The sequence below is a fragment of the Mycobacterium sp. OAE908 genome, from assembly GCF_017872775.1.
Classification (GTDB): domain Bacteria; phylum Actinomycetota; class Actinomycetes; order Mycobacteriales; family Mycobacteriaceae; genus Mycobacterium.
Genome location: NZ_JAGGJL010000001.1, coordinates 3,890,879 through 3,903,100, shown reverse-complemented (window position 1 = coordinate 3,903,100; position 12,222 = coordinate 3,890,879). Strand labels below are relative to the sequence as shown.

The 12,222-nt window shown below is 64.6% G+C and carries 10 protein-coding genes; 6 read left to right on the top strand and 4 right to left on the bottom strand.

The genetic code is table 11. The features are described from left to right. Positions 1 to 39 precede the first annotated feature (39 nt). On the top strand, positions 40 to 1,545 hold the full coding sequence (locus J3E61_RS19240) for a PE-PPE domain-containing protein (protein ID WP_210084607.1): 1,506 nt from the start codon (positions 40 to 42) through the stop codon (positions 1,543 to 1,545). 79 nt (positions 1,546 to 1,624) lie between these two features. Here J3E61_RS19240 and J3E61_RS19235 read toward each other — a convergent pair whose 3' ends face one another. Further along, positions 1,625 to 3,298, bottom strand: coding sequence for a hypothetical protein (locus J3E61_RS19235; RefSeq protein ID WP_192721441.1), 1,674 nt, complete (start codon positions 3,296 to 3,298; stop codon positions 1,625 to 1,627). Between the two features lie 393 nt (positions 3,299 to 3,691). Here J3E61_RS19235 and J3E61_RS19230 point away from each other — a divergent pair, with 393 nt between their 5' ends. The 5 genes from J3E61_RS19230 (at position 3,692) to J3E61_RS19210 (ending at position 8,243) form a co-directional block, all read left to right on the top strand. After that, complete coding sequence (locus tag J3E61_RS19230; RefSeq protein WP_210084606.1) at positions 3,692 to 4,285, top strand: DUF4291 domain-containing protein; 594 nt, start codon at positions 3,692 to 3,694, stop codon at positions 4,283 to 4,285. A gap of 77 nt (positions 4,286 to 4,362) precedes the next feature. Further along, positions 4,363 to 6,051: a sensor histidine kinase gene (locus tag J3E61_RS19225; protein WP_210084605.1), complete on the top strand. Its 1,689-nt coding sequence runs from the start codon at positions 4,363 to 4,365 to the stop codon at positions 6,049 to 6,051. Then, positions 6,033 to 6,716 (top strand): response regulator, encoded by a 684-nt coding sequence (locus tag J3E61_RS19220; RefSeq protein ID WP_210084604.1) that lies wholly within the window; start codon positions 6,033 to 6,035, stop codon positions 6,714 to 6,716. Before J3E61_RS19225 ends, J3E61_RS19220 begins: the two co-directional genes overlap by 19 nt. 226 nt (positions 6,717 to 6,942) lie before the next feature. Continuing rightward, positions 6,943 to 7,617 (top strand): CDP-alcohol phosphatidyltransferase family protein, encoded by a 675-nt coding sequence (locus J3E61_RS19215; protein ID WP_192721445.1) that lies wholly within the window; start codon positions 6,943 to 6,945, stop codon positions 7,615 to 7,617. Then, positions 7,614 to 8,243 carry a 1-acyl-sn-glycerol-3-phosphate acyltransferase gene (locus J3E61_RS19210; RefSeq protein ID WP_192721446.1) on the top strand — a complete coding sequence of 210 codons (630 nt, stop codon included), beginning with the start codon at positions 7,614 to 7,616 and terminating at the stop codon, positions 8,241 to 8,243. The genes J3E61_RS19215 and J3E61_RS19210 overlap by 4 nt, the downstream gene beginning before the upstream one ends. Before the next feature lie 6 nt (positions 8,244 to 8,249). On the opposite strand, the gene J3E61_RS19205 is transcribed toward J3E61_RS19210, so the two are convergent. From J3E61_RS19205 to J3E61_RS19195, 3 genes are read right to left on the bottom strand one after another with little or no spacing between them, the layout of a single operon-like run. Continuing rightward, positions 8,250 to 10,604 (bottom strand): ATP-binding cassette domain-containing protein, encoded by a 2,355-nt coding sequence (locus J3E61_RS19205; RefSeq protein ID WP_210084603.1) that lies wholly within the window; start codon positions 10,602 to 10,604, stop codon positions 8,250 to 8,252. After that, positions 10,601 to 11,212, bottom strand: a complete 612-nt coding sequence (locus J3E61_RS19200; protein WP_210084602.1) for a hypothetical protein — start codon at positions 11,210 to 11,212, stop codon at positions 10,601 to 10,603. Before J3E61_RS19200 ends, J3E61_RS19205 begins: the two co-directional genes overlap by 4 nt. Continuing rightward, positions 11,209 to 12,069 (bottom strand): phosphatidate cytidylyltransferase, encoded by an 861-nt coding sequence (locus J3E61_RS19195; RefSeq protein WP_210084601.1) that lies wholly within the window; start codon positions 12,067 to 12,069, stop codon positions 11,209 to 11,211. Before J3E61_RS19195 ends, J3E61_RS19200 begins: the two co-directional genes overlap by 4 nt. Positions 12,070 to 12,222 lie beyond the last annotated feature (153 nt).

The window sequence follows — 12,222 nt, the reverse complement described above, 5'->3', positions numbered from 1 at the left end:
AGCCGGGTCGGGATTTCAGGCGACCGTGAGGGGGCCTTCGTGGCAAAGCATCGCCATTCCAAGAATCGTCCAGCGTTCTCGTCGAACCGGACGGCGCGACGACGACGGAAGACACCCTCGGTGATCTACCTCGGGACGATGGCGGCAGCGGTGTCGACGACGCTCGTGTTCGGTCATGCGACCAACTACACGGCAGACATCCCCCAGGTGGACCTGACAGCTGCCACCATCGGCATCGGCGGGCGCGGCGACCCCGACTCGGTCAACATCCCGAACAAACTCCAGGGCAACGTGCTCCCGCCGACGTTCAGCTACATTCCGATCCACTATCCGGCGGGCTTCGACATCGACAACAGCACGAATGCCGGAGTTCCGGTGCTGGCCGACGCGATCGCCGACAACTCCGGTCAGTTCCTGATGGTGGTCGGCTACTCGGAGGGCACCGTCGTCGCGGAGAAGGTGCGACGCAATCTTGATCCGTCCGACCCCGGCGCGCCGCCGCTGAACCCGACCAACGATCCGACGAAGCCGGGTTTGCTCTGGGTGATGATCGCATCGCCGAATGTGCCAAACGGCGGGATCTTCAGTCGGTTCCCCGGGCTGAACATCCCATTCTTCGTCTCCTCGAACGGGGCCGCGGCACCGTCGGAATACAACACCACGTACGTGACGGACGAGTATGACCCGTACGCAGATTTCCCTGCGTACTTCAACCCGCTGTCCCTCGCCAACAGCCTTGTCGCGGTCATGTACGTCCACCCTGACCAGTACTACGACAGCGTCGACTACGACCCGCTGACCGACACGACGAACGATCCGAACGTCTTGATAAAGCCCGTGACGCACATGGTGAACGGTCATCCGGTGACGGACACGTATGTGTTCGTCAAGGCCGAACACCTGCCCCTGTTCGCACCCGTGCGGCAGATCGCGGGCATTCTGCAATTGACGCCACTCACCGAACCGGCGCTGGGCGCCGTCGAGCCGCTGGTGCGGTTGCTCGTGGACATGGGCTACACCGATCGGGCGAACCTGAATCCCGAGAAGCCCGTTCAGTTCTCGTTGATCACACCGCCAGGAAAGGTGCTCGAAACCGTTGCCGGCGTCCCCGGCGCCATCGGGCAGGGCGTGACCAACCTCGTCACCGGTGTCGAGTCGATCCCCGGTTCGTTGCCCTCGCCGTTGTCGACGACGAACTCGCCGTCGATCGCCGCGAAGTCGGAGCCCGGGGAGCAGAAGGCTCCACCTGCCGATGATCCAACGCAGGGGCAACAGCTCTCCGAGGCGGCAACGACCACGACCGAACCGCCGGTCGCCACTCCGGACACCTCTGGACCGACGCTCAGCGCGGTCACCGGAGACGGCAACAAGGTCACGCCGGATACCACCACCAAGACCACGACGCCCAAGAAGAACCCGTTGACGCAGATCGCCGATTCGATCAAGGGGTTCTTCAGTCCGAAGAAGCCGACGACCACACCGAGTTCGAGCGACCCGAAACCGGCCGACTCGAGCTCGCAAGGTTCAACGAGTAACGCCGCCTAGGTTTTACGCGTTGAGCGCGGTTTCGCCGATGATGTGATGCGCACGCAGATCCGCGATCTCGTCGTCGACATTGAAATTTTCACTTTCCGCCGAGTGACCCAAGGAGACCGCTGAGCAGGGCCAGTATGGCCACGAGCGGATTGCCGGCCGGTGGCGTGGTTGTCGGCGGTGTCGTCGTCGTGGTGACAGGAGGCGTAGTCGTCACCGGCGTTGTCGTGGTCGGGATCGTGGTGGTGGTTGTCGTTGTCGTGGTGGACGTCGGCGTCGTGCCCGGGCCGTGGCCGTCGGCCCAGATGATCTTCGCGCCGGCAAGCGGGCTCCAGGTGATCTTGCCGTACTGGAATTCCGTCGTGGTACCTGTTGGGCCGCCGCTTTCGTCGCTGATGGCCAAGCCCAACTCCGGTACCCACACCTTCGCGGTGTGACCTGCCGCGGAATGCGCACCCGTCGCCTGCGAATACCACACCCGCAGCCCAGTCGACTTGTTGAAGTCCTGCCAGCCGTTGGCGAACGGCCCGATCGGACTGAGCAGATACGAACCCGCCTTGAACGCAACGGGATTGGGTGAACTGATGAATCCGCTCGTAGTCTGGAACACGGTGCTGACCGTGCGCACCTGGCCCCAGACTCCGTCGGTGGTCTTGTACACCGGAGACAGCACAGTGCCCAGTGCGGAGTCGGTAACCGTCGAGAACTGCTGATATTCGGCCGATTTCGCAATGGCGCCCGATGCGCCGGCCTTCACTGTCTGCTGAGCGGTCTTGGGCGTCCAGTCAGTCCGGAAGATGCCGAATGTCGACTGAGCGCTGGTGCTGCCGGTCTGACGATCTCGTGTGGTGTAGATGAACATCGGGCCCGTGTAGGGCATCTCCTGCCACTTCAACAGGATGTCGGCGATGTAATCGTTCTCTTTGGTCTCACCGCCGCTGGACGCGGGCTGACCGTATTCGGTTGCCCAGATCTTCTTGTTGGCATCACCGTTGGCGATCATGACCTGCCGCATGTCCATCAGCTGCTGCAGCGGTGAATTCGCCTTGCCGACGCCGCCGGAGAAGTTGAGCGTGTACAGGTAGGGGTGGAACGACATTGCGTCGAAGTACGGTTTAGCGCCTGCGGCGTACATCTGGGTCAGGTACGCGACGGGGTTGATGGTGACCGACCCGAAGCTTTGAATGGCACCGAGGCCCGCGCTCACCACGACGACCGACGGATCGACCGCTTTGACCTTTGGATAGGCGGCCTTGAGCAGCTCGGTGTAGGCCGCCGGGTCGGGCGTCGGCGTCCAGAACGTCACCGAGTTGGGTTCATTCCATATCTCGACGGCCGCAATCTTTCCCGCATAGCGCTGCACGAATTTCGCGACGAAGTCGGCATAGGCGGCCGGCGACGCGGGACGTGAACTGAGGTACTGCCCTCCCGACACCACGGCCCACCGTGGCGTCGAGTTGACCATGCCGACGACGGCGATGTTTCGGGCCGCGGCCGAGTTCACCGTCTTGTCGATGCTGGTCCAGTCCAACGTTCCCTGCGTGGCTTCGACTGCCGCCCAGGGGATCAGCAACCGCACGGCGGAGACGTTGGTCGCCTTGATCATGTCCATCGTCTTGTCGACGCCCGCCTGGTCTTGCCCCCAGACGTCCGAATCGGCAATGCCGGTGGTTGTCGGCGCCGGGTTGATGGTGGCCGCCATCTCCACGAAAACATCGCGCGGACGGTTGTGTACGAGGTCCTTGCTGATCGTTGTCGTGCACACCAAGCCGACCAGTACCGCTATTGCGGTGGTAATCAGTGCTCGGCGATACCCCCGGCGTCTTCTTATGCCCACGGTCCACCCTTGAGGTCGGTCCGCGCGAAGCGGAGGTCAAATCCACCTACCTTTGCTCGATCATGATCTTGACCGACAAAGTGGCGCATGCGACGGATGTGGTCGGTGTGTCGTGTGTGCTGACATTGCCTACGCAAAGACTTGCACCCCGACGGAGGACCCCGGCAAGCAGCGCTGACCTGGATTTACCCATGCGCCGTTCACCGGCCAGAACGGCATTTTGCGGCCGGCGCCTTTTGCAACCTATGCGGGACGGAGCAGCGGTGGCGCCGCATTTCATCGCAGCAATCGCAGTTCACCGGCCTAACGTGGTACTGCACTATGGGCGAATTCGACATCCGAGCGGACTACGACAGCGAGACCATCGTTGTCTACCAGGCGTACCGGCCTGCGATCGCCAAGGCGGCGGTGGCGGCCCAGCGGTTCGTTGCTCCGTACAGCCTCAGCAGGATGACGTGGATCAAGCCGTCCTTTCGGTGGCTGATGCACCGCAGCGGCTGGGCGAGCAAACCCGGCCAGGAACACGCCCTTGCTGTGCGCATCACGCGCGCCGGTTGGGAGGAGGCGCTGTCGCAGGCGGTGCTGACGACTCCCGACCCCAGGGTGTACGGCAGCCATGAGCAGTGGCGGGATGCTTTTGCTCACGCGGTCGTTCGCGTGCAGTGGGATCCCGAGTACTCGGTGCGCGACGAGAAACTGGACCATCGCAGCATCCAAGTGGGTCTGTCTCGCGACATCATCGGCCGCTACGTCAACGACTGGACTGTCGAGATCCGCGATCTGACCTCGTTGGCGCACAAGATATCTGAATGCTTGCGTCGCGGAGACGTCGAGGGAGCGCAGGCGCTGTTGCCGCCCGAAAAGCCGTATCCGCTCGATGATGAGCTGGCGAGGCTGATCGGGGCGTTGCCCTAAAGGCGTCGGTGCCATGGCAAGTGTTCGGGCTTCGGAGTTTTGCTCATTTTGCTCAGCCCGACGCGTACTCTCTGCCCATGGCGCGAAAGCTGCACATAGACGTGCGGCTCGCTACGCAGGTGCTGTTGCTGCAAGTGGCCGTGGTGACGCTCACGCTGGGCATCGCGGGCGGGCTGCTGGCCTTCATGAGCCACCAGCGACTCGCTGCCCAATACGAGGACCGTTCCCTGGACATGGCGCGTGCCATCGCGTTCGCCCCCGCGGTCCGCGTCGACGTCGCGCGCTATGAGAATGCACCGTTGACACCAAGCCCCGAGCTCACCGACCAGTTGGCGAGCGGGCAGTTGCAGCAATTGGCCACCGAGATCCAGCAGCGCACCAGCGTGTTGTTCGTGGTGATCACCAACAATCAGGGCATCCGGCTGTCGCATCCCAATCGCGATGAACTCGGTAAACATGTCAGCACCGATCCCTCCCAGGCACTGGCCGGCCACGAGGTCGTGACGAGGGAATCCGGCCCGCTCGGGAGATCGGTTGGCGCGAAAGTACCTGTGTACGCGCCGGATTCGAACCGGGTCATCGGCGAGGTCAGTGTCGGCATCTCCACCGCCGCTGTTCATCAGCAGTTGTGGACTGACGTCCGGACGGCGTCGGCTCTGGTGGGCTTGGCATTGCTCATCGGTGTCGTGGGCTCCGTGTTCCTCGCCAGGCGGTGGCGAGGCCTGACGATGGGGTTGCAGCCCTCCGAGATGGCCGAGTTGATACGCGGTCAGTCGGCAGTTCTGCACGGCATCGACGAGGGTGTGCTCGCCGTCGACACCCATTGGAAGACAACTTTCGTCAACGAGAAGGCCTGCCGCCTACTGGACGTCAGCAGCGAGGTGGGCAGGCCGGTGGAAGAGGTCGGTCTGACGCCAAGGGTGCTCGAGGTGTTTCGTTCGGCCGATCCGACGCCGACGATTGCGACCGTCGGCGATCGCATTGTGGTGGTCTCGGCGCGACGTGTGGCGCGTGAAGGCCGCGATCTGGGAACGGTGTTGGTGGTGCGCGATCGCACCGACGTCGAATCGCTGACCCGCCAACTCGACGCCGTGCAGCTGATGAGCACAGTGCTACGCGCCCAACGCCACGAATTCGCCAATCGGCTGCACCTGATCAACGGTCTGCTCCACGGTGGCCATACCGAGGAGGCCGCTTCCTACGTGGAGGAGTTGTTGGGGTCGGGCCCGCTGGGATCGGCGGTGCCTGGCATCGAAAACGTCCGCGATGCCTTCCTGCAGGCGTTCCTGGCGGCGAAGGCTGCTTCGGCCCGCGAAGCCGGGGTGACGCTGACCCTCGGCGAGAACACCTGGGTGCCAGGTCGGCTCGCGCTGCCCGTCGACGTGACAACCGTGCTGGGCAATCTGGTCGACAATGCCATCGACGCTGCCAGAACAGGTGCCAGCCAGGCCAAGGTGGTGGAAGTCGAACTGCTGCAGGATGGTTCGACGCTACACATCACGGTCGCCGACACCGGAGACGGTGTCGCCCCCGATTTCGTCGAGCACGTGTTCACCGAAGGCGCGTCGACGAAGCCGGAATCCGGGATACCCGGCGGCCGTGGCATCGGGATGGCGTTGGCTCGACAGATCAGCCGCGCGCTGAGTGGTGATATCCGGCTGTCCAGCCCGGGCAACCCGGACGCTCAGCTGTGCGGCGCAGAATTCATCGCCCGATTGCCGGGCGTCATGGCGAAGGAGGAAGCCCAATGGGTGGCTCAGAACTGACCGTGCTCGTTGTCGACGACGACTTCCGAGTCGCCAACATGCACGCGGGTATCGTCAACGCGTTACCGGGCTTCACGGTCACGACGACGGCGACCACACTCGCCGCCGCCCGTAAGGCCGACCCTGTCGATCTGGCCCTGGTCGACGTCTACCTGCCCGATGGGTCGGGAATTGACTTTGTTCGCGACTTGCGTTGCGACAGCATGGTTTTGAGCGCAGCGACCGACGCCCCGACGATTCGGGCCGCGATCGCGGCAGGAGCATTGAGCTACCTCGTCAAGCCGTTCGCGCCCACCGATCTCGTGGCACGGTTGTCGGGCTATTCGCGCTACCGCAAGATTCTGTCGGGCACCAATCTTGGTGGAGCCGAGGTGGATTCGGCACTGGATGCCCTGCGTCCTCGCATCGCTCCTGCCCAGTCCCCGACCGCCGTGGCCTCCCCCACCAAGCAGTTGGTGCTGGACTCGCTGCGCGCGGCAGGCCAGCCGATGTCATCGGCTGAGCTCTCCGCCGAGATCGGCGTATCGCGGGCCACTGCGCAACGGTATTTGTCGACACTGGCCAATTCGGGCGAGGTCAAGATCCAGCTGCGGTACGGCACGACCGGACGGCCCGAACAGGAATTCGTCGCCGTGGACAAGCCGCCCAGCCGTCCGCAGCGCTGAACGTCACGATCTGATCGCGGCCGCCGCAACCGGTCACAGCTCCCGACTGCTTCGGCTTCAGGCAAACGTCTCGAACCGCTTTACCTCGTCTACTCATCCTTATAGCTAACCCGGGTCGGGGCCCGAATCCGACCTTCAAGGATCTGCCAAGGATCCGCCAAGCCCTCGGCCGCAATCTTTTCGTGACCGGCCCCACAGGCCGAAACGACAACGAAAGGAACGACCAATGCTCGGCCTGTACGCACTGAAGCCCTGGTACACCAGGCGACTGACGCCCGTTCTCAATGCCGCGGTCGCGCACAACGTGTCCCCTGACGTCTTCACCGCCGCAGGCGTCGTCGCTGCCGGCGCCGCCGGAGTGACCATCGCGCTGGGCTGGTGGCCGCTGGCCGCACTGTTTCTCGCGCTGCGACTGGCCGGCGCCAACCTCGACGGTGCTGTCGCTCGGGCCCGTGGCGTGAGCCGGCCGTGGGGGTTCGTGGTCAACGAGATCGGCGACCGCGCCTCGGACCTGCTGACCTTCGCAGGCCTGGCGGTCTTCGCGGCGCGCCTGCACGGCCCCGGCTTCCACTGGCTGTCCTGGACGGTGATTCAGGTATTCGCCGCCGCACTGGCCGCGACGCTGCCCACCTTCGCCTCGCTGGCCGCGGCGGCCGCAGGAGCGACCCGCCGCAACGGCGGCCCGTTGGGCAAGACCGAACGCTGCTTGCTCACCGTGCTGGCCACCGCGATTCCGTTCATCATGCCGGTGCTCTTGATGCAGATGGTCAACGGTTCGATCCTCACCACGGTGCTGCGGCTGCGCGCCGCCCGCCGCGAGCTGGCACAGAAGCGCGAGCAGGAGCAGGCCGACCTGATCGACCTCCCGACCCGCCCGATCTTGACGGCGGTGGCAGCATGACCGCGATCTCCTACGTGCTGCGGCACTGGATGTGGCGCCTTGCGAGCGCGGTATCTGGCGGGCTGACCGTGACCGGCAAGTGGCGCGGCTCCGGTGGCTGCATCGTGGTGGCCAACCACTCGTCGCATGCCGACACCGCGGTCCTGCTGGCCGCCCTTCCGCCCAAGGCCAAGCCGGTGTTCGGCGCCGCCGCTGACTACTGGTTCGACGTGCGTGTGCGCCGCTTCATCGCGACCTCGCTCGCCGGCGTCCTTCCGGTTCGGCGCAACGCTGAGGGCTCCTACGCGGCGCTCCTCGCCGCGGCCCGCCCCGCGCTGAAGGCCGGACGCACCATCGTCCTCTACCCCGAGGGCACCCGTTCGACCGACGGCACCATCGGCGAGTTCCGTTCGGGTGCACTGCGGTTGGCGCGCGAATGCGGTGTGCCGATCGTGCCGGTCGCAGTGACGGGCACGGCCGACGTGCTGCCCAAGGGCGGCCGCTGGTCCCCCGCCCCGATGCAGGTCCGCATCGGCGAACCGATCGATCCCAACAGCACCTCGGCATCGGAGCTGCGGAGCGCGGTACTGGCACTGCGGGACAATCTGCAACCGGAGGTTGTCAACCGCTACGCGCTGGCGGCGTGACGACGGCTACTTGGTGGTCGCTTTGAACCGAATCTTCCACCGCGCGAAGGCCAGATAGCACACCGCGAGCACGCCGAGCATGACGATGTCGAACGACCACGCCGCCGCGGTGTGTTTCCAATGCGAGTCATGCGAAATCACCGCAACGGTGTTCGTCAGGTCCACCGTCGACGCCGTCGCCGCCAAACCCCACCGCGACGGTGTCAGCCAGGAGACCGGGTCCAGCGGCCGGCCCGTCACCGGGATGAAGCCGCCGGCGAGCACGAGTTGCGCCATGACCGTCACAACCATCAGCGGCAGCACCTGATTGCTGTTCTGCGCCAACGCCGATACCAGGAGTCCGAGTACCGCCGCCGCCACACACGTTGCCGCGATGTCAACGAACAGCTCGAATCTCGCACTGCCGAGCATTGACGCGCCCAGCGGTGCGCCCTTGCCGATCGTCGGTGCCGTGACGATCAGTACCAGGATGGCCGACTGAATCACCGCGGCCGCTGCGAACACCACGACCTTGGCCGCTAGATACGCCGACGTCGACAGCCCTGCCGCCTGTTCGCGGCGGAAGATGGTTCGCTCGCCGACCAATTCACGAATGGTGAGCGCGGTGCCCATGAAGATCGCGCCGAGATTCAGCAACACCACGATCTGTTTGGCTTCGTTGGGCGCAGCGCTGTCGATTGCCGCCCTGCCGAAGCCGTTTTCGCCGGCCACCGCCAGCGGCAGCAACCCGAGCAGGAACGGCAGCAAGACCAAGAAGACGAAGTAGCCGCGGTCGGCGCGAACCAGTCGGACCTGGCGGCGGGCGATCGTCCAGAACTGGCGTGCTATCCCGGTATGTGCCGGTTTGGCGACGGGCTGCTTCGGCTGCGGGTGCTCGCGCGACTCAGCCGTGCTCTCAGCGCGCTCGAGGAATCGCTGGTGGGCCCCTTCGGGATCGGCCTCGATGGCGGTGAAGATGTCGGCCCAGTCGGTGCTGCCCATTGCATCGCCGAGCTCACCGGGTGGTCCGCAGCACGCGGTCCTGCCGCCGGGGGCCAGCAGCAGGACCTGATCGCAAACGTCGAGATAGGCCAACGAGTGGGTCACCACCACGACGATGCGACCGGCATCGGCAAGCTGGCGCAGCATCCTCATCACCAGCTGGTCCAAGGCAGGGTCCAGCCCGGTCGTGGGCTCGTCGAGGACAAGCAGTGACGGGCCGGTCAACAATTCCAGCGCGACCGACGCTCGCTTGCGCTGGCCGCCCGACAGATTCTCGATCCGTGTGCCGGCGTGTGGCGTCAGCTCGAGTTCCTCGAGAACTTGCCGGACCACCCATTGCCGTTCTTCCTTGGTGGTGTCTTGCGACATTCGCAATTCGGCCGCGTAACCCAGGGCTTGGTTGACGGTGAGTTGGCGATGCACCACGTCGTCTTGTGGCACCATTCCAATTCGATTGCGCAACAACGCATAGTCGGTGTGGATGTTGTGCCCGTCGAACGACACCAACCCGCCGTGCGGCCGCATCGTCCCGGCGATGACGTTCAACAGAGTGGATTTGCCCGATCCCGACGGCCCGATCACCGCCGTCAGGGTGGCGGGCTTGGCGGTGAACGAAACCTGTTCCAGCAGAGTGCGATTGCCACTGACCGTCAAGCTGATGTCACGGACGTCGAGGCCGGCGGAGTCCGCGGCCGGCGCGGTGCGACGGACCAAGGTGCCGTTGACGAAGACCATGTCGACATTGGCGATCGTGACGACGTCGTTCTCGGCCAAATAGGCGTCCTTGATCCGTTGGCCGTTGACATAGGTTCCATTGCTGCTGATGTCCTGGATCTGCACTCCCTGCGCGGTGGGAATCAAGCGCGCGTGATGGCGCGAGGCAATCAGATCCGGGATGACGATGTCGTTGTCGACTTCGCGGCCGATGGTCGTCGAACCCGGTGGTGGCTCCACGGGCACGCCCGGCCGCAGCACCCGGATCAGGGACGTCACGGCGTTGAACGCCTCGGTCTTGCCGTCGGCGTCGTGTTTCGTCGGGATCGTGGTCCTGTCGTCCGGCGGTCCGCTGTCGCGGCCGAGCTCGAATGTCACCGTCGGACCGTCGGGTTCGCCGATGTGAATGGTCTGGCCGTCGCGAATGTCCACCGACGACACTCGCTGCTTGTCGACGTACATTCCGTTGGTGCTGGAGTTGTCGACCGCGACCCAGTGACCGTCGAGGTATCGCAGCAGGACGTGAGCGCGCGAGACGCCCGGCTGAGGCAGTCGGACATCGGCGTGGACGTCGCGTCCGATCACGAGATCCCCACCAGGCCCGAAGGTGCGATGCCAGCCATCGGCGTAGACGGTGATCGTGGGCGGCGGTTGCTGATTCATCATGACCACGCAGCAATTACAGCGGAGAGTCCTACGGTGAAAACCACGGCCGCGATGATCAGATAGACCCCGTACAGCCGTCGCAGCAAGGGGTGCAACATCTTTGACAGACCCCATACCACCAAGCCGACCGATGATATTCGCAGTCCACGCTCCAACAGAGTCCAGGCCGCCAGTCGCCACAGGTCGATGTGGTGCTCACCGGCCGCGCGGGCGTACACCTTGACCGGAATGCCCGACAATGCCTGGTGCATGATCGCGCTCGGTCCGGCAGACAGTTGGCCGAATGCCGTCGCCGCCATTCGCGGTGTGGTCAGCGGCGCCGGTAACAAAACGCCGCGAGATGCCAGCCAGGCGTTGGTGAGTACGCCGAGCACCGATCCGGCGATCACCGCGGCGGCCCACGGCATCACGCGCCGCGGGACTGCGGCGGCAAGCAGTATCAGCGCCATCTCCGCGACGATGAACCAACTCAGCGCTTCGGCGTATCCCCACACGAACGCCACAGCCAACCCGTACGGGCCGGCGACCAGCGCCGCGATCACAGTCCAGATACGTGATTGCCGATCAGAATGCGTTCCCGCAGAAAGGAACCCGCTGTCGCCGCTCATCCGAGGAGGTAGGCCAGCGGGAGTACGAGCAACAGTGAGTCGATCCGGTCGAGCAGACCTCCGAATCCGGGCAGCCAGGTGCCCGCGTCTTTGACTTGTGCCTGCCGCTTCACCATCGACTCCAACAGGTCGCCGAGCAGGCCGCCAAACGCCACCGCGATGAGCAGACCGACCGAAATCGTGCCCAACAACGTGAGCACGATGAAGGCGCCGATGAAGGCGCCGACCAGTCCGCCGATCGTCTTGTTCGGGCTCAACGGGGACAACGGCGCACGCGCCCAACCGAAGCGGCGCAACCCTTTTCCACCGCACCAGGCCGCGACATCGGCGGCTGAGGCGGCGAAGGCGACCAGGAAGGTATCGGGCCACACCATCACAAGGTGGGCCAGGGACCAACAGATCCACACCGAACCGAACGCGGTGAACGCTGTGCGTCTGCCCCCGTGTTCGACGTCACCGCCGAGAACCGACGGCAACGCACAAGCCAACACGACGATCGGCGCCAGTCCCAGCAGCGTTGGATGCAGCCATGCCGCCAATGGATAGAGGACGCTCAGCGCCAACAGGATGCCGGTGTCGATCTTGCTGAGCTTCACCAACCGCGCGTACTCGACCACCGCGACCACCGCCAGCGTCGCGGCCAGTGCGGCGGTGGGTCCACGCCCTATCCAGACCGGAATGCCGACGATGGGTGCGATGAGCACCCACGTGGTCCACTTCTGGATCAATTCGCGCTTGCGGGACGCGAACACGGCGATTCCGCCGACCACCAGGATTGCCACGGTGATCCACATGAAGAACACCGCGCGGGCGTAGAGATGGATGTGCAGTGGGCCGAGGTCAAGGTTGAGAGGCATGCGCCGATCGAAATGAACGATCGACAGGTACCAATCGACGAGCGTCAACGTGCCCGGCCTTCCGGCAGTCTTCAGTTCAGGACACGATATGCCGTGTCGGCCGATCCGGTAGCCGAAACGGAGTTCGGTTATTCCTTTTGCAGGTTTATCGTG